Source organism: Scytonema hofmannii PCC 7110 (assembly GCF_000346485.2).
GTDB lineage: Bacteria > Cyanobacteriota > Cyanobacteriia > Cyanobacteriales > Nostocaceae > Scytonema > Scytonema hofmannii.
The window spans coordinates 2,599,014-2,617,902 of the sequence record NZ_KQ976354.1 but is presented as its reverse complement, the minus strand read 5'-3'; the positions used below and the strand labels follow the sequence as shown (position 1 = coordinate 2,617,902).

Below are 18,889 nucleotides of genomic sequence, written 5' to 3'. Positions count from 1 at the left end.
CTACTTCAGCGTTCCAAACCACTCTACTTTATTGTGGGTGATAGGACAATACAGTTCAGTTAAGCAGTTATTTAGAAACCCGGTATCTTGGAGATACCGGGTTTCTACCCCCTCGCGACCCTTAACTGAACCGTACTGGGTGATAGGAGATTAATATGCTAATTTATTGTTGAGCTTTTCAGATCAGGGTTTCTAGTGTCACAAGAATCCAGTTCGCGAATATCACCACCATTTTTATCTGGTAGCAGTAACAGTGACTTAGGTTTAGAGTCTACGTTAAGAGAACTGCCAGCATACAACTTTTTTGCGGAGACAAATTGCACTGGTGCTGAAATTGCTATATATTTCGACAAATACCCACTTCTACCAGGAGTCATTTTAGTAGAGGAGGGAAAGTATATGGGAATGATTTCACGGCGGCGACTGCTGGAATTTTTAATTCGCCCATACGGACAGGAGTTATTTCTTCAGCAACCACTCAGTGTTCTTTACAGTTATGCTCGCACAGAAATTTTGTTACTTACAGAGACTACCCCAATATTAGCAGCGATACAACTTGCATTAAGACGTTCTGCTGAACTCTTGGGAGAACCTGTGGTTGTACATACAGCACCTGATATCTACAGGTTATTGGATGTACAAGAATTAAATATTGCCTCTTGGCAAATTCGAGGAATAGAAACTCAAGTGCGGTACGAGCGCAGTCAAGCTCTGATGGTTCAAAATGATAAAATGGCCAATTTAGGTCGTTTAGTAGATGGGGTGGCGCACGAAATTCTAGACCCTTTAAATTTTATTTGGGGTAATTTGGCTCATGTTGCTAACTACAGCCAAGACTTGATGAAGTTGGTTGATGCCTATGAAAAAGAAAATTTACCTCTGTCGGAAGAAACAAATCAACTTAAACAAGAAATTGAATTAGATTTTTTACAACAAGATTTATCAAGAGCGATCGCTAGTATCCGTGCTGGAGCAGAAAGATTAAAAAAGTTGGTGACAGGATTACAAACTTTTTGTCATATTGATGAAGTGTATCCAAAACCTACAGATATACACGCCAATATAGACGGCATCATACTATTAATTAATAGCAGAATTACTGGAGAAATTGAAATAGTTAAAAATTACGGTCATCTACCACCATTATCTTGCTTTATTGGACAATTAAATCAGGTCTTTATGAACATTTTGAGTCAAGCTGTAGATACACTTCTGAATGAAGCAGTTAGACAGCAAATGCATCTAGAAACTGCAGTCACGGCTCAAAAACCAAGAATTGAAATTACGACTCAAGTCATTTCGCGAAAAGTTAATTTACCAGATACACCAGATTCTCGGTGGGTATCAATTTGTATTGCTGATAACGGTCCGGGAATGTCTCAAGAATTGCAACAGCAAATTACTGATTCTTTTTCCATAGAAAAACGCGCTGATAAAGAAACCAATTTATCAGTCAGTTATCGAATTGTTAAAGCGAGACATGGTGGTGAGTTAAATTTGTATTCTGAACTTGGCAAAGGCACAGAATTTCAAATTCTCTTACCTTTATGAAAAAGGGAGTAGGGAGTAGGGAGTGAGGGAGTAGGGTACCAACAACTAACAACTAACAATAAAATTTCTTAACATACACTCTATCGCAACGGGCTGTTTCTACACCTGATGCTTTTTCATACCCATTGTTCTCATAAAGTTGAACAGCCTCTACTAAAACACTAGCAGTTTCAATCCAAATTTCTTGAAAGCCTTGAGAAACAATTGCTACCTCTAACTGTTGTAACAAATGTTTACCTAATCCAAAACCCCTAACACTAGGTAAAAGATACATTTTACGAATTTCTACAGCTTTTTCTCCTCGTTTAATAGGGTAATAAGCTGCAGTTCCTACTAGTTGGTTTTGATGTTCGATAACCCAGAACTCTCCCCCAATGGCTAAATAACATTCTTCTACCTGTAGCACATCTCGATCTGCTCCATTTGGTTCCCAACCCAAACCGTATTCTGCTAGGACAGATCTGATAATATTGGCAGCAGCGGTGCGATCGCTCTCCTCCCAGTGACGAATTAAAAAATCTTGATAGTAATTTTTCATTACCCCTACTAGAAATCTCCGCTTATATCAATTTGAACAAAGAATGGAACAGATAGTTAGTCCAAATCAAGTCTAGACATGACTTTCTCAATCCAAAATCTAAAATCTAAAATCCAAAATGGTATTAACTATGAATTCGTGGTTCTCGGTGTAAAGTCGCTAATAATTCACTTTCGACGAATGCTAGTTCATCTAGTCTTTGTCTCACAAGATCGCGATCGAAGTAAGTATCTGCAAGAACCCAGTAAGTGCCATAGTGACGAGCTTCAGATGCCATTAAGCTGTGGTAAAATTTTGCTAATTCCGGTTCAGAGCAGTGAACTGCTAGCAATCCCAGACGTTCGTGACTGCGAGCTTCAATTAAACCACTGATTAGCAGAGAGTCTAAAAACCTCTCTGGTTCTTTTGAGCGAATTTGCGATTTTAAACCCGCACCATAAGGCGGTGGCTGCAAAGGACGTAGAGGAATACCCCGTTTTTCCAACCATTGATTGACAAGTTCAAAATGTTCTAGTTCTTCACGGGCAATTTTGGTTAGCTCTCGCACCATTTTGGCATTAGAAGGATAGCGAAATATCATGTTCAAGGCAACTCCTGCTGCTTTTCGTTCGCATTGGGAGTGATCGAGGAGAATGGTGTCTAGATTTGCAACAGCTTGTTCTACCCATGCAGAACTTGTTGGTTGTTTGAGAGCGTTAATTGTAGACAGTTCAGATGAAAGCACGATAAAAGGTCAAAAAACTCCACATATACAATATATAGTTACAAATTTTTTAGGAACCGCAGAGGACGCAGAGGACGCAGAGGAAAGAAAAGAGGATTGCACAAATAAATCACCAGGGCGGAGAAAGTTGCCAATGGGTTGATATGGGCGTATTCAACCTGTGATGCCATTGCAGTTCATGAATTTAATGGCACTAAGAAAGCAGGCAATTCCCGCCGCTTTGGTGGTTCTTTAGCGGATAGAACCGCCGTTAGTACAAAAGTAAAGGTGTTTAGTTAACATAGAACATTTCTCAACAGCATTGTTGTATGAATGGTCACGTTTTTAGTTAGGCACTTAAATATGAAGTATTAAAAACAAAAATGAAGAATTATCAGATGCCAAAGTTCTACCTGTGATGCTAGTCTGTCCTCACCTGCAATCAGTCTTAGGATAGATACATGAACACAGAACGCTATCATCTTGCCCAAGTGAACACCGCTACTTTACGTGCGCCACTAGATTCTCCAGAAATGGCAGAGTTCATTGCACAAATCGAAAGTATTAATGCGATCGCGGATGCCGATCCTGGTTTTGTATGGCGTTTGCGGAGTGAAGGTGCAAACGATGCTACCAGTATCCGTGCTTTTGACGATGAGCGCATTTTAATTACCCTAACTGTTTGGCAATCCCTAGAAGCCCTCTCAAATTACGTTTATCGTGGTGCTCATGCAAATATAATGCGCGATCGCCGTCGTTGGTTTGAAAAAACTGATCGACCTATCTTGGCATTATGGTGGGTTCCTGTAGGACATACTCCCACAATTGCTGAAGCTAAGGAACGGCTTGAGCATTTGTGTCTTTATGGTTCAACGCCCATCGCCTTCTCTTTTAGCAAGCCATTTCCCCAACCTAATAGAGTAGAGTTAGCCACTAGTAGTTATTAGTAAACGACCCCACTCCTAGAAGGAGGGGGCTTTTAGTAGCCCTGAAGAGTCTGTACTGAGGGTGAGGTCTTACAAAGGAAGAGTAATAATAAATTCTGAACCCTCTCCCGGTACTGAATTAACTTCCAAAACTCCCTGGTGCTGCTCAACAACAATTTGATGGGCAATTGATAATCCTAATCCCGTTCCTTTGCCTACAGCTTTCGTAGTAAATAGATGATCGAAAATTTTGGATTTCAATGCGTCAGGCATTCCCACACCATTATCTTTAATCCGAATGATAACATTCTGTTTCTCTGAACTGCATTGAGTATGAATCCAAATAAATCCTATTTTTTCTCCCAATGACTCTTCGATCGCATCAATAGCATTGGCTAATATATTCATGAAAACTTGATTGAGTTGTCCGGGTAAACATTTCACTAATGGTAAGTCACCATAATCTTTGATAATGTTAATTTCAGGATGAACTTTGTTAGCTTTTAAACGATGCTTGAGAATCAGAAGGGTAGAATCAATTCCTTCATGAAGATTGAAGAGAACTTTTGCAGTCGTGTCGGCACGAGAGAAGCTTCTTAAGCTAATACTAATGTTGCGAATCCGGTCAGTACCGAGTTTTAAAGAGTTAATAAGCTTAGGAAAATCGGTTCGCAAATATTCCAAATCAATGGCTTCAATTTCTTCTAAAATTTCATCACCCGGATGAGGAAATTTTTGCTGATAAAGGTCGATTAAGTGAAATAAATCGCGGATATATTCTTGTGTTGGTTGTAAATTACTAACAATAAATCCTACAGGATTGTTAATTTCGTGTGCTACACCTGCAACTAAATTACCCAATGCAGACATTTTCTCGCTTTGTATAAGTTGGAGTTGCATCTGCTTAAGGTCAGTTAGAGAGTATTCTAGTTGTTGGGCATAGCTTTGCATTTGTTGGTAGAGTTCTTGCGATTTTTGATAGAGACGAGCGTTTTCTAAGGAGATCGCTACTTGAGAAATGAGAAGATTAAGCACTTGTAATCTATGGCTAGTAAATGCTCCGGTGGTAAGAGAATTTTCTAAGTACAAAATACCAATTAACTTCCCTTGATTGATGATGGGTGTACACAATACACTCTTTGGCTTGTATTGATTAAGGTAAGCATCAGTGACAGAGTAAGTTTCAGCCGTAGTATCATCAATAACTAAAGTTTTTAGAGTGTTTTTGACATAGTAAATGAGGTTAAGAGGAATTTCTGAAGAAGATTCCACAGGAATAGATTGCAGAATAGTGGGGGTTTCTGAGATAGTCGCGATCGCCTCTATCACCAACTTGTTCCCATGAGGTAAAATAAGGACACATTTTTTTGCACCTGCATTTTCCATCACCACTTGCATTAATTTATCAAGTAACTTGTCCAGTTCAATTTCACTAGAAAGAGTTTGAGACGCTTTGATAACACTTGTCAAATCTATTATCTCTGAAACACTGGTACTAGAGATGGATGTCAGTGATGTCGTTCCACCGGAAGTTGTCACTGTGTCGCCAGGAGTGAGAAGAATTTTTTCCTGTTGTAGAATGGGCTTAAGTAAATCGGGATAGCGTTTTTCTAAATCATAAACTTTTGCCTTTGCACTCCAGCGAGCATAGCAGTAGTAGGCGTTGATAAAAGAGTCTTGAGCAATTCTTTGTTTACCCCATTCCAAGTAGAATTTAGCAGCCAGTTCCTGAGCAAGTGCTTCTTCATTGAGGTATTCATTCTCTTTAGCTAAAGAGGTAGCGCGATCGTACATCTCTATAGCTTCAGATTTTTGATTGAGCACTCGGTGTCTTTCTGCTTCAACTAGATAGAATTTGTGCAAATAATTCATCGGAGCATGATGCGCCCATTTCTGTAACTTTTCCTGATTGATCTGCACCTTATCAAGAATACTCTTTTGTTCTTGTTGTAAGGATTCAGAATATACTGCAAGCCGAGATAGTGAATCATAAAAATAGAAGAGTACAGTGACTATTTGTCCTATTCCGCCATCTAAATACTTTTCTGCTAACGTTGCATATTCTACGGCTTGCTGGAACTCTCCGAATAAATAGCATAGTTGGAGTTTGCTGAAAAATAAAAATAAAAGTCCAACGCGATCGTTAGCTTGTTGGAGAAGCGGTAGCATTTTTTCCTCATCATAAGATTTACCACATAAGTCCCATGGATTGTTAACTGTCCCAAGTAAATTCAGGACAACCTGTCGAAAGATGGAAGTCCAAGCCAATGGCATTTCTTGTTTCAGTTGACTAATAGCATAACTGTAAGTAGCCATTTCTGGTTCTAGTAGAGTAAGTTCTTTGCCAATGAAGTATGAAGAGTAAGAATAAACTTTCAGAGAAAGGGCTGCAAATTCTAAATCACCTGTTTCTAATGCAGCAGAATAAGCTTCTAACAAAGGTGGTAATATTTCCTTAGTATGCTCTTTCCAATGCCTGACGAGCGCATTAAAGGTTTGAATAACCTTGGCTTTCACTTCTTTCGCATTAAACTTAACTAATAAATTTAAAGCAAGTTTGCCAAATTGATATCCTTGCTCAATATCTCCCATTACACCACAAAGTGTCAGCCCATAAGCAACGTATGCAAAAGCTGATAAAGGAGCATTGCCATATTGAAGTGATAAATTGACTTGTTTCAACAAAATAAGTGGAAATAGTTCCGGCGCAGCTTGATAGGAAAATGTGATGACAAGCGATAGAATACGCATAGCTGCTAAGAGATTGACATCTGTCATTTCTGGTAGATTGATTAAATCTTCAACACACCTGCCATTCAGATTTAATGTTGTTTCTGACATTGCTTGCTGAATATCAGACTGGTTGGGTTTTAATGGCAATTCTTGTCCCAACATTTTGAGAACAGTTAATGCTATCTCCACAGCTTCTCTAGCTTTATTTTGCGCTCCAAAAGCTAGTATTTTTACTTCATAGACTTTGACTTGTTCTAGCAGTAAAGAGGCTTTTTGTAACACAACATCTGCTAACTGTATCATTTGTTCAAAACGACCAGCTAAATATGCTGATTCTGCCGCTTCCTGATACAAAAAAAGTGTTAAATTGTAATTATTTTCCCAACAATTGCTAGCTAAAAGTTGTATTCCAGTTATCAAATATTTTAGAGCAGTTGTGTATGCAGTGGCAGTTTTGGATTTCCGCCCAGCTATCAAGTTTAATGATGCTAAATTATCTCGCTCGGTTTCCTGAATAATTAATTCCACACCATAATTTAATTGATTAACAATTTCAAAGATTTTCTCTTCTTGTTGAGTTTTTGGTGTACTGCTCAATAGCAGTTGTCCAATTTTCAGGTGAGTGGCTTGCTTTTTGTCTTCAGGAATTAAAGAATATGCTGCTTGCTGTACGCGATCGTGAAGGAATTTGTAGGAAACAGTCATTTGTTCTTTGTCATTTGTCCTTTGTTCGCTGTTTTCTAATGACAAATGAAACTTGACCAATGACGAGTCTTGATAGAACTTATAAACCTCAGTTGTGGGAATAACCAATCCTTCCTGTAAAGCCTTCCATAAATCGACTGCAGTCTCATCTGGCAATTGCTCATATACAATAGCCAAGGTTGCTAAATCAAAAGAGTTACCGATACATGCTGCTAGTTTCAAAACCGTTTGAGTGGCGATTGGCAGTTTCTGCAATTGCCGTGCCATAAACTCCACAACATCCTCAGTAAGTGCTAACATCTTCACCCTAGCAATATCGCACTGCCAAGAACCTATTTGAAAATCAAAACTAATTAAACCTTCATTATATAGGGATTTGAGAAATTGATTGGTAAAGAATGGATTGCCTTGAGTTTTCTGATAAACTAATTCTGCCAAAGGTTGAGCCAGTTGAGTAGAACAACTAAGCGTATCGGCAATCAAATCATTGATGTCAGTTATACTGAGGGGTGTTAATGTTATTGTATTAACAATAGCATTAACATCTTGTAACATCAGCATCAATGGATGTGCTGGAAAAACTTCGTTATCTCGATATGCTCCAATCATCAACAGACAACGTGTATCTGTCATTAATAGCTTCATCAACTTCAGGGATGCTAAGTCTGCCCACTGCAAGTCGTCAAGAAATATGACTAAAGGATGTTCAATGGTTGCGAAAACCTGGATAAATTGTTGGAACAGTAAGTTAAAGCGGTTTTGTGCAGCAGTGGCTGATAATTCTAATATAGGAGGTTGCTGACCAAGAATCTGTTCGAGTTCTGGAATGACATCAATCATAACTTGAGCATTTTCGCCCAAAGCAGCAAGAATTTTGTCTTTCCAATGGTGTAATTGAGCATCGCTTTCTGATAGAAGTTGCCCTATTAAATCCTGTAACGCTTGTACAACTCCTGATAGGGGGACATCACGCTTGTACTGATCGTATTTACCTTTGATAAAGTAGCCTTGCTGTTTAGCAATTGGTTTGTGAATTTCATTAACGACAGCCGTTTTCCCAATCCCAGAAAAACCTGCTACCATCATCATTTCTGGCAACGAATGGGTAACAGATATAGATGAGATATCTGTTTGCTTGTCTGTTGCTATTCCCATATCCAGAGGATATGCTACGCGCCCAAATGCCTCAAGCAATGTTTTGACTTCTTTGGCCCGTCCGTAGAGTTTTTCGGGGATGAGAAAGCGATCGCAAATGTCCCGTTTTGCTAATTCAAATGGATAGATATTTCCTGTTTGTTCTAAGCTGTGGAGGCATACTTCCAAGTCATACCTGAGACCAAAAGCACTTTGATAGCGATCTTCTGCGTTTTTTGCCATCAGTTTGTTCGCGATCGCAGATAGAGTTGGGGGAATTTCCGAATTGATATGATGAACGAGTGGCGGCTGTTGAGCAATATGATAATGGATTAACTCCATAGGATCGTTGCTTGTGAAAGGCAATTGCCCTGTGAGGAGTTCAAAGAAAGTAACACCCAAGGAGTAAAAATCACTGCGGTAATCAATCCCTCGATTCATGCGTCCAGTTTGTTCGGGAGACAAGTATGCTAAAGTTCCTTCTAAAACATTAGGACACGTAAGGGTTTGGGTTTCTCTAGGAAGTAGAGAGGCGATACTAAAGTCAATAAGCTTGACTTGCTTCGTGCTAGGGTTGATAAGGATATTGGCAGGTTTAATATCTTTGTGAATGATTCGATGGCGATACAATCCTTCCAATGCAGTCACAATTTGAATAGCAATTTGCAGAAATTCACGTAGAGACGCGCCATGGCGCGTCTCTACATTGTCACAGACATAATCTTTTAAGGATATGCCCCCAAAATCCTCCATCACCAAAACATAGCTGTTCTCATAGAGTTCCAGACTATACGTTTTAATAACATCTTCTAAGTGGAGATTTTTGGCTATGGTGAACTGATTGCGGAATTGTATCAGTTCTTTAAAGCTAGGATACTCATTCCGCATCATTTTTATAATGACTGGCTGTCGGTCTAGTTCCCTTATACCTCGATAGACTACAGTTTTATGACCTAGGTATATTTGTTGAGAAATGAGATAACCAGTCAAGTTCACCACAGCAGCCCCTAGTAAAGTAAATTGTTTGTTGCTCCTACAAACTTATTTTTCCCATTTGCGTGGTGGAATTACCCGTGGTTGTAAATTTTTCTACGTGGTGGGAAGAATCAATTTCTTCTGCATTTAAAAATTGCAGCGCCACCCAGTAAAGCAAAAACCAATAACCCGAAGACGGAACTCGATTCGGGAACACTGGCAAATATGAGTTGTGCCGTAAACCTAACCCGACTACCAGGTGGATTCGTTGTCCTAAATGGATAAACGGTTTCACCAGGACGAATTACGCCTCCGCTTTGAACCAACTTTTTGCGATCGCTGGATATAACAAGGCTGCTGAAAATATCAGAAATTGCATTACCCCATATAGCATCTTCATCATCGGGAATAATATCGATGACACCCACTATATTAAATGGTGTGTTATTGATAGCTGTTACAGGAGAAGAATCTGTAAACAAATCGATTGTTACACCATTTCCGCACCAAGGAGGACAAATTCCCACATCAGGAATCTCTTGACCTGGAGGAGGCTTAATCACATTATTAGTCACTAGAATGGCGGCTTGACCCATCCCAGGATTTACCAAAGCCATCAATGTAGCTCCAGCTACAGCCATAGGTAACTTTTTTATCCAATTTAAGGTACGCATTCAAAACTTGCTCCACCGATAACTTTTTTATTGTACTTAGAATTATCTAACAAACAAGGTTATTAAGTTAACGTAGAGAATGCGGATATTGGTCACTGGTCACTGGTCACTGGTCACTGGTCACTGGTCACTGACTACTGGTCACAGTCAAGACTTGTGGAGGAGTAGCATCTGGCGGATAAAGAAAATCCACCTCAACCAATCTTTTCTCACCTCCCTTCATATTCAGCACCACCAAAGGTTCTCCCAGTTGTCCGCGTCTTTGTACCAAATGCACGTACTGAGTCTGAGGCAATCCTGCATCATCTTGATAACGTACCCGTACCGATCCACGGAAGAAGACTGGCTGTACTGATGAATTAAAAAAGCGTAGTCCTGATTTAGTTAACTTGTCTTCCTTAATAGGGGTTTGCATTGACACGGTGACTGTTTGCTGGTTTTGAGTGTTGTTATATAACGGCAAAGTTAAGCTGTATTCGACTCCATAGTTTCCATGGGCGCGATAGGCAGTGTCGGGATAGCGTACCAACATAGGAGCGCTTTGTATTTGCTCAGTACCTAAAGTGCCGCGATCTAAAGTACTTACGCCATAGGAAAAGGTTTGTCCGGGACTGGGAATGGTGAGATATGTTTTTTTAGGGTTATCTACAAGTAAACCTTTCCATTCCGAACCTAAGGCAACTCCAGCAACGCGCCCGTAAATTATCGGTTTGTTTGTCTCTTCTAAAGGAGTGGGGATTTTGTCACGAGGTCCGGATAATTCACTATTATTTAATAGATATTGCCACTCTTCTACAGTAGGGGGACGTTCGCTACCATCAGGATTGGTTGGTGCAAACATTGCTAGACTGGCTGCATAGACTTTGTCACTACTCCAAAGTCGCATATATGTCGAGCGACCATTTAAAGGCGGCGTGAGTTCTTTGACAGGAATTGGTGCATTAAGTAACATTTGGCTTTCCCCTGGTGGAATAATAATTTGAGCCGGGAAGATTTCTTGCCGTTGTCCCCGAAGAACTTGATTTGTAACGCGATCGCCAGGTCCTGCAAAGGTATTGCTCAAAATATTATCACTCTTAAATGGCAGATCAACAAAAGGTGCATCCGGTTGGCTGAGATAGGTAGCTGCTTGCAAAATATTCACTGTCACTGGTTGAGAACTGGGGTTATGTACGATGATTCCCAGGTACAGCGATCGCAAATCTTCAGGAGTTGGTGCTTCCGCTACGTGGTGAGCAAAAACATCAAATCGACCTTTAAAAGAAAAATTTAAATGTGCTGTGGGAACTTTTTTCCCCTCTGATGGAAAAGTTGAGAGCAAAATCCCCTCTTTCAAAACCTTTTCAGGACTATTACTATTGAACACTGGCACTTCATCTAATTTTCCTGGTAGAGGGCGTACTTGTTGCTGTTGGACAATTTCTTCAGGCGGTGCGGGTGGGGGAGCGATCGGGTAAGGTGTTATTTGGGCGATGGGAAAAATGAGTAAGAATGGAAACATATACCGACATATTTTTTTCTACTTTGAGACGCAATTATCTTTACAAAAGTGCCAATCTGTGAATCATCAGTAAAAAATCTTCCATAATTGAGGGGAAGTTTTCTTCAGTCAAAATAGGAACGTGGATAAATATACAAGGAGTTTTTAGTTCCCGGAGGCGCAGTTCATCTAAAACAGAATAATAAAGACCTTCACAGACAAATTTTCCACAGTCATGGCTAATCTCAACAGTCTGAGAACCAGCCACCAATTTTTCTAAATCAACCGTAGTCAGTAACATACTTTCCCCACAGACAGCACCTACTTCCACACTTAATAGCGTCCGTTTCTCAGCCATACCACAGCAAATGATGCAGTCTGGTTGAAGTTCGCGGATCTTTTCTATGACTCGAAAACTGGCTTGCTCAACTTCCACAGGCAATTGTCGCAACAGCGTTAACTCATAAGGCAACGAATTGAGTCGGGTAACTTCTGCCAATAGATCATCAGAAGAATTTGATTTTTGATGAGGTAACCAAGTTTGAAAAGAAGTTAATAAAAACCTTTTCTGCATAAGAGATATTATTTAGAATATAAGTACCCTCCATAATAAATTAGCAGGGAGCAGGTAAATGGCGTTGATTGCAGTCGTAGACTACGACATGGGAAACTTGCACTCGGTTTGCAAAGGATTAGAAAAAGCTGGCGCAACTCCAAGGATTACTGATTCGGCAAAAGAATTAGAAAAAGCAGATGCGATCGTTTTGCCAGGAGTAGGTTCCTTCGACCCAGCTGTCAAACAGTTGCGATCGCTTGATTTGGAAAAACCGATCAAAGAAGCAATTGATTCTGGCAAACCTTTTTTAGGTATTTGTTTGGGTTTGCAAATTCTTTTTGAATCGAGTGCAGAAGGAGTTGAACCAGGACTGGGAATTGTTAAAGGAAGAGTCAGGCGATTTGTTCCAGAACCGGGGATCACAATTCCCCATATGGGTTGGAATCAACTCGAACTTACCCACCCAAAAACAACATTGTGGGAATATCTACCGCAAAATCCATGGGTATATTTTGTCCATTCCTATTATGTAGAGCCAACTGATTCCCAAGTTTGTGCCGCAACTGTCACTCATGGTAGCCAAACTGTCACAGCTGCGATCGCCCGCGATAATATCATGGCAGTTCAATTCCATCCGGAAAAATCTTCTAACATTGGATTGCAAATTCTCTCTAATTTCGTATCTCAGGTTTGGACACAAGTTGCTGCATAATAGAGTTTTGTACGAGTGTCCTTTGTACGAGTGTCCTTTGTCCTTACTCAAATGACCAATGACTAATGACCAATGACTAATGACCAATGACCGTTGACAAATGAGCTTAAGAATTTATGGTAATCGTCCCTTGAAAACATTGCCAGGGAGAGAAACCAGACCCACCAGTGCGCGAGTACGGGAGGCTGTGTTTAACATTTGGCAGGGAACGATAGATGGTTGTCGCTGGTTAGATTTGTGTGCTGGAACTGGGTCAATGGGCGCAGAAGCTTTGTGCAGAGGAGCCAGTTTAGTCGCAGGCATTGAAAAGTCCAGCCGTGCATATGCAATTATTCAAGAAAATTGGCAGCACCTAGCCAATGCAGAACAAAAATTTCAAGTGCTGCGAGGAGATATCTTGCAGATGTTGCCAAAACTCTCAGGGCAACAATTTGACAGAATTTATTTCGATCCACCCTATGCTAGCGGATTATATCAGCCAGTATTAGAAGTCTTAGCTTACCATCATCTTTTAGATACAGACGGCGAAATAGCACTAGAACACAGTCCCCAAGATTGGACACCGCCCATCATTTCTTCTTGGGAAATCTGCCGTGAGAAAGTCTATGGCAATACGGCTTTGACCTTTTATCGCGTGAAAACTGGGGAGTAGGGATTTTGGATTTTGGATGCGTGGATTTTGGATTTTGGATTTTAGATTTTAGATTGGGGAATAGGAATTATTATTTCCTACTCCCGACTGACGACTGCCAATTTTTACAGACCAAGCTGATTGCCACGCTTGTACTGCTCGTAGGCTTTGTAAAACAATCCGGCGAGGGTTACGAAGATAAGACCCAGTACGATGCCGTCAAGCAGGGGTTCAACCACGTTAGATCTCCTATGTGCAACAAAATTGGTTCCCGCCCTTCATTCTACCAAATTCAGCAACAACTCTTTCATTCTTCTCATCCCCTGCTCCCCCTTGTTCCCCTTGCCCCCTTGTCCCCAATCTTCAATCCAAAATCTAAAATCCAAAATCCAAAATCCACACATCCCCAATTTGTGCTTTCAAACACAATCAATTGCATATTTAATCAAGAACTTTTAAGCTATGTGTATGAAATAAAAATTTTTGTACACTTTGATTTGAACAGCAAACTTTTGGATAACCAGATTACCAAACCTAAAATTCTGATTCAGCACATCGCTTTCATTGCCCTGACGGTCGTGCTAGCAGTCCTTTTGGGCGTTTTTGCTGTTTATGCAACTAGACCCTCAGATCCTTATGCCAAAGCTGTTCTATCACTCAAAGGTGACCCAGCACAAGGACATGCCATCTTTCAAATAAACTGTGCTGGTTGTCATGGCTGGCAAGCAGATGGAAGTGTTGGACCGAGCTTGCAGGGGGTCTCTAAACATAAATCGCCCTACGGTCTCATACACCAAGTCACAAGTGGTGAAACGCCACCTATGCCAAAATTTCAGCCAAGTCCTCAAGCCATGGCAGACCTTTTGACCTATTTGGAATCTCTGTAAAGAAAATTTACATAAGTATTATGTAGTAATTTGTGATTCTGATTCAGATAATAAAGAAGACTCGATCGCAGTGTGTGTTATTGAGTCTTCAAATTTTCTAGTCTCAGAATTGTCAGTTGGAATTGAGCTACAACAACCATCTGTCCACTTCTCACCAGGTTTGCGATCGCACATCTTTTTTACTTGTTGTTTGCCCATATTAAATTTGCTTGTTTTGTCCTTAGCTTGTTGAATATCACACAATTATACCATGTCTGGCATTTTACGGTAAAATGCGGTAAAAAGAAGAAAGATAAGAAATCCCTCTTCCCTAGCCTCTAGCCCCTGACCCCTGTTCTCTAATAAGAGTTTCAGGAATGCGCTTGTTAGGTAGCAACAGGTAATCGAGAATTTGATTGCGTAGATATTTAGAAGAGTAACTACTTCCTCTAATGCACTCTAGAAGAAGGATATTCGCGTACAAATAATCTTTTAACGTTTTGATTTGTTCGGTTGAAAATTTTACATCATCATAGCCAATATTCAAATACAACCTCATGACTCCTCTTAAATGTTTGATCCAATCCTCCCAATCAGATTGGGGTGCATTATCATTAGGAAAGCTTTCCTGTAAGAATATGAGTTCATCAGCCAAACTCTCGTAATTTAAAGGGCGATCGCTGGTAATACTAGAAATGACTTGATTGGGGAAACTATCTTTATCAAGGGTAATTTGTCTTTGCTGTTTGCTGAGAGTAATCACACCCCTATTTTTATCAATTGTTACACCTTCGCCTCCTAATTGAGGATCTGTGACCGTATCATCACTTACGGGAAGTTCTTTTCTCAGCAAAGGACTGATTTTATGAGGCTTAAACTGCTTGTTCTCCGCTCTTGCAGATACTTTAGTATGGGTGTCTACTAAATATAATGCAAAATCGGAAAGGGGCGAGCGCTCGATAATATTCCTTCGTTCCCGATTGAACTCTTTTAAAAGAATGGCAAGTTTTTGTGCTAAGGCAGAATCGACTTTTGAGAGTTGATTTGTATAAAGTTCAAATTCTTGGTCTACAAATAAATAGAAAGCTCTCCAAGAGCTAGATTTGACGCCATGATAAGTTGTTACATCATCCAGCCAAGTCAACATATCTTGTAATCGTTTACTGCTGACTAGCTTACTAATTTGAATAAATAGAATTTTTAAAAAATCATCAGCATTAGCTATCCGTCCTGCAATTATGAGAAAGACTTCTCGCCACTGACGGTTTACCAAGTGTTGTTTAACAACTTCTTTTAAGAGTTCGTAGCTCCGACTCTCTACAATATAATTCGCTACAAAGTATTCTTGAAAAGTCAAGTGTGAAAATGAGTAAATATCTTGCGCTTGCTTAACGAGCAATCCATGATTTGCTTCTAATCTTTTTAAGATAGCTAAACTATCAAAAGTTAAAGTGTCACTAGAAAAATCAGGAAGATTTTCAATGTAATTTCCAATATTTTCTTCTAATTCCCTTTGTTGCCACAGGATTTTGTGTGGTTCTTGCAAGAAAGACTCATAAGCTATCTTACTCAACAAATTAACTTTTTGTTGATACGGTAAGTTGAATTTATTAGTTACACTGCGTTCTATTCGTCTGCTTGCATCCCATTTACGTAAAAGGATTTCTACCGCATCATGAATGAGTGAGTACTGGTTTCTTGGAAGTTCGTAGCGATCGTCAAACACCAAGCATAACATTGTTAGTAATAATGGATTTGCTGTTAGTTCTTCTATAGCTCTATTTTTTTCGATTTTTTCCAGCAAGCTATCTGCTAACTTCAAATCTTCGTTAGGCGCAAACCATTTTCTGACAAATATCTCAACTTGGCTGTCATCAAAATCTGCCATCTCTACTTCTGTAAAATCAGGAAATATATAATCAGCAGCGCCAGAACGACAAGTGAGGACAAAACGATTCTTGGGAAATTTCTTGACAAAAGTATCAATACTTTGATAAATGCGATCGCTTTTTGTTTCTCCCACCTCATCCAATCCATCTAATAAAATTAAGCAACGACCTTGTTCTAGCAAATTTTGAACAAATTGAGATGGGTCGGAAATATAGTCTGACAAATCTTGTTTAATAGCATCGAGAAAATTTTGTTCGTTTTCTTCATCAGAAAAGGCTTTTAATGAAATAAAAATCGGAATTTCTTGTTTTTTTTCTTGTTGAATAGAGTGCAAAACAAGATGTTTGAGAAAGGTTGTTTTCCCCGCACCGGGTTTCCCCCAAATGAGCAGCTTAGAATAATTTTTAATAGCATCTAAAGCCGATAAATGGTTTCTAATTCTATAGTTAAATCGACTAAAGCCTATACCTTCGCTTGAAAAGTGACTAAACAGTTCTTGAATGGTTTGAGACTGTTTTCCTTGAATATTTTCTAAAACGTTGACTTGGGCGTAAATACTATCGAGTTGTAGGGGTTGCGTCATCGTCAGGACTTTGATAGTACCGCACTTTCTCTTGAGATATTCTTGATAGCGATCAAACCAAGTTCCCCGGTCGTCAGTCTCGGCTTTCTCTCCTTGTTCCAATGCAGTTTGTTGCCTTAAAGCTTCTTGATAACTTTCATACCCTAATAAAATTCCACATAAGAAGTTGAGATTCTTCTCCTGCATCTTTGTGGGTTCGTCATCCTTAAAGAAGTTCCGAATCGTTTTATCTGAAATAATATCTTTGGAATCTTCTCTTTTATCTTGATAAATACGATTTAGCTCAGTAATCAGAAATTTAGGTGAAGCACCAAATTTCTCTATATATGCTTGTTTTAATTTTTCAAAAATTTTGTGATTAACTGCTATTGCTGCCATTTTTGGCCTCTCTACGTTTTCTTAAATATTTAAGCACTAAAAAACTGTCATGCTTAAATGGGCTACACCAAGTATGGAAAAACCTCATCTATCAACTCTTTCGCTTGATACAGAAAAAGCATCCTTACTCTTCATCGCAATATTCTATCAATACATCCAAAGATAGAAAACAGTACCAGACAGATCTTAAATCTACTTTTAGGTATAGGAGAAGGAGTGGGAATAGCTTATAGAGTAGTATTAGCTTCCGAATTTTACCGTTAATTACCGCATATTTTTTCTAGAAAGAAAATCATTAAATTAAAATTCTTATTATGAACAATAAAATAATCCATCCTACGACATATATCAATAGCGATTGGGTTTACCAAGAATTTAAACAATTTGCATCGTCTCTGTCGATAGAGCTGAGACTGTCACTCAATAGCATTCTTGCTTGGGCGCATCTTTGGCGTCAAGGGCGGATGGATTATAGTACAACCGTTCAGGCTTTTGAAGACATTGAGCAAAACGTTATATGTCAGAGTCTCCTCATAGAACAACTTTTGGAGTGGCGTCTCACTTCTGACAAACTTGAAGGGGTTGATTGTAAGCCAATTATTGTGGATGCTGTGAATCAACAGTTTGAACGCGACCAATCTTCTCTAGCTAGAGAATTTAAGTTTTACCTCGATCGCACGTTGAATCTGACTCATCTTTGGCATCAAAGTCAATTTAGCCAAAGTACCACTATTGAGGCTTTTGAGGCGATTGAACAAAATGCCAAACGCCAAAGCCGAATTTTGGAAAAACTCCTCAATTGGCATTTCAATCCTTATGAACTGAAATAAGTCGTTACAAATCAAACAAGACTCTTGCAGTACGAACTCTATTTAACGTACAGTAGTTGAATAAGGACAGCGTTAAGATGTGATAAAAGCATCTATTATTTTTTCCATAAAAATAATATTCGCGCCGGGAGTATCTACCAACAAGCAGAAGATTTAAGTTCAGAGAAACGTCTACCTACAATTTCACCAACAGAAACTCTTTCATACTTCTCACTAGTTAAGAGTTCATGACTGACGTTTTGCAAATAGGCAATCGCAAAATCGCGGCTAGCGAGTTGTTTTCCTTATTGGGAAGCTACCTGATGCTACCGCAGTTTCGGCGGGAACTGATTATCGATGAGGCTATTGCACCAATAGAGTGTACGCCTGAAGAAATAGCACAAGCCCGACAACAATTTTGTGTTGAAAATCAGTTCACAAGCAAAGCTGACATACAGGTATGGATGGCATACTACGGTTTAGCTTTAAATCAACTAGAAATGATTGTGACTCGTAAACTAAAAATTGAAAAGTTTAAACAAGCGACTTGGGGAAATAAATTGGAATCCTACTTTTTCCAGTACAAGACAAAGCTGGATAAAGTGATTTACTCTCTACTACGAACTCAGGATGGGGGAGTGAGTCAAGAACTTTTCTTCCGCATTTTGGCAAAAGAACAATCTTTTGCTGAACTAGCACGAGAATATTCACAAGGACCGGAAGCTCAAACGGATGGAGTGGTTGGTTCTGTAGAACTGTCCACCTTACACCCAACAATGGTACAAATGCTTTCTAGCAGTCAACCGGGAAAACTACTACCACCGACTCGGATTGGCGAATGGTTTGTGATTGTGCGCCTAGAAAAATATATTCCCGCACAGTTAGATGAATCCATGAGATCGCGCTTGTTAAATGAACTCTATGAAAACTGGCTGAGAGAACAACTTCAAAAACTGATAAGTGAAGGAAACAAGGAAATAAGGGAGATGGGGATGATGGGGAGATGAGGAAAAGAACAATGCCCAATGCTTAATACCCAATGCCC

General features: G+C 39.5%; 16 protein-coding genes. 7 read left to right on the top strand and 9 right to left on the bottom strand.

The window, feature by feature from the left end:
- Positions 1-195 precede the first annotated feature (195 nt).
- Positions 196-1,551 carry a sensor histidine kinase gene (locus tag WA1_RS11235; protein ID WP_017748378.1) on the top strand — a complete coding sequence of 452 codons (1,356 nt, stop codon included), beginning with the start codon at positions 196-198 and terminating at the stop codon, positions 1,549-1,551.
- Between the two features lie 52 nt (positions 1,552-1,603).
- On the opposite strand, the gene WA1_RS11230 is transcribed toward WA1_RS11235, so the two are convergent.
- Positions 1,604-2,089, bottom strand: coding sequence for a GNAT family N-acetyltransferase (locus WA1_RS11230; protein WP_017748379.1), 486 nt, complete (start codon positions 2,087-2,089; stop codon positions 1,604-1,606).
- Positions 2,090-2,213: 124 nt separating this feature from the next.
- A complete protein-coding gene (locus tag WA1_RS11225) occupies positions 2,214-2,813 on the bottom strand; it encodes a MiaE family protein (protein ID WP_017748380.1) in 600 nt (199 codons plus the stop codon).
- Positions 2,814-3,253: 440 nt separating this feature from the next.
- Between WA1_RS11225 and WA1_RS11220 the strand changes: the two genes are divergently transcribed.
- Positions 3,254-3,739: a DUF3291 domain-containing protein gene (locus WA1_RS11220; protein WP_017748381.1), complete on the top strand. Its 486-nt coding sequence runs from the start codon at positions 3,254-3,256 to the stop codon at positions 3,737-3,739.
- Positions 3,740-3,808: 69 nt separating this feature from the next.
- Here the strand turns inward: WA1_RS11220 and WA1_RS11215 are convergent, their stop codons facing one another.
- From WA1_RS11215 to WA1_RS11200, 4 genes are all read right to left on the bottom strand, one after another.
- Positions 3,809-9,286, bottom strand: coding sequence for a trifunctional serine/threonine-protein kinase/ATP-binding protein/sensor histidine kinase (locus tag WA1_RS11215; RefSeq protein ID WP_017748382.1), 5,478 nt, complete (start codon positions 9,284-9,286; stop codon positions 3,809-3,811).
- A 110-nt stretch (positions 9,287-9,396) separates the two neighbouring features.
- Complete coding sequence (locus WA1_RS11210; protein ID WP_017748383.1) at positions 9,397-9,939, bottom strand: hypothetical protein; 543 nt, start codon at positions 9,937-9,939, stop codon at positions 9,397-9,399.
- A gap of 127 nt (positions 9,940-10,066) precedes the next feature.
- Positions 10,067-11,440, bottom strand: a complete 1,374-nt coding sequence (locus WA1_RS11205) for a DUF3370 domain-containing protein (protein WP_017748384.1) — start codon at positions 11,438-11,440, stop codon at positions 10,067-10,069.
- A gap of 40 nt (positions 11,441-11,480) precedes the next feature.
- Entirely contained in the window at positions 11,481-11,993 is a 513-nt protein-coding gene (locus WA1_RS11200) for a C15 family peptidase (protein WP_017748385.1), read from the bottom strand.
- Between the two features lie 58 nt (positions 11,994-12,051).
- On the opposite strand from WA1_RS11200, the gene hisH reads away from it, so the two are divergent.
- Positions 12,052-12,687, top strand: coding sequence for an imidazole glycerol phosphate synthase subunit HisH (hisH, locus tag WA1_RS11195; RefSeq protein ID WP_017748386.1), 636 nt, complete (start codon positions 12,052-12,054; stop codon positions 12,685-12,687).
- 100 nt (positions 12,688-12,787) lie between these two features.
- The gene (gene rsmD, locus WA1_RS11190; RefSeq protein WP_017748387.1) at positions 12,788-13,339 is read left to right on the top strand and encodes a 16S rRNA (guanine(966)-N(2))-methyltransferase RsmD; all 552 of its coding nucleotides are present in this window, start codon (positions 12,788-12,790) and stop codon (positions 13,337-13,339) included.
- 104 nt (positions 13,340-13,443) lie between these two features.
- Here the strand turns inward: rsmD and petG are convergent, their stop codons facing one another.
- Positions 13,444-13,557 (bottom strand): cytochrome b6-f complex subunit V, encoded by a 114-nt coding sequence (gene petG / locus WA1_RS52585; RefSeq protein WP_048871568.1) that lies wholly within the window; start codon positions 13,555-13,557, stop codon positions 13,444-13,446.
- Positions 13,558-13,830: 273 nt separating this feature from the next.
- On the opposite strand from petG, the gene WA1_RS11185 reads away from it, so the two are divergent.
- On the top strand, positions 13,831-14,205 hold the full coding sequence (locus WA1_RS11185) for a c-type cytochrome (protein ID WP_026135204.1): 375 nt from the start codon (positions 13,831-13,833) through the stop codon (positions 14,203-14,205).
- 18 nt (positions 14,206-14,223) lie between these two features.
- Here WA1_RS11185 and WA1_RS11180 read toward each other — a convergent pair whose 3' ends face one another.
- A complete protein-coding gene (locus WA1_RS11180) occupies positions 14,224-14,403 on the bottom strand; it encodes a hypothetical protein (protein ID WP_017748389.1) in 180 nt (59 codons plus the stop codon).
- Positions 14,404-14,515: 112 nt separating this feature from the next.
- Entirely contained in the window at positions 14,516-17,035 is a 2,520-nt protein-coding gene (locus WA1_RS11175; RefSeq protein ID WP_017748390.1) for an NACHT domain-containing protein, read from the bottom strand.
- Between the two features lie 314 nt (positions 17,036-17,349).
- Between WA1_RS11175 and WA1_RS11170 the strand changes: the two genes are divergently transcribed.
- Together WA1_RS11170 and WA1_RS11165 are read left to right on the top strand one after the other, a co-directional pair.
- Positions 17,350-17,865, top strand: coding sequence for a hypothetical protein (locus WA1_RS11170; RefSeq protein ID WP_017748391.1), 516 nt, complete (start codon positions 17,350-17,352; stop codon positions 17,863-17,865).
- Positions 17,866-18,092: 227 nt separating this feature from the next.
- The gene (locus WA1_RS11165) at positions 18,093-18,851 is read left to right on the top strand and encodes a peptidylprolyl isomerase (RefSeq protein ID WP_017748392.1); all 759 of its coding nucleotides are present in this window, start codon (positions 18,093-18,095) and stop codon (positions 18,849-18,851) included.
- The last annotated feature ends 38 nt before the right edge of the window (positions 18,852-18,889 follow it).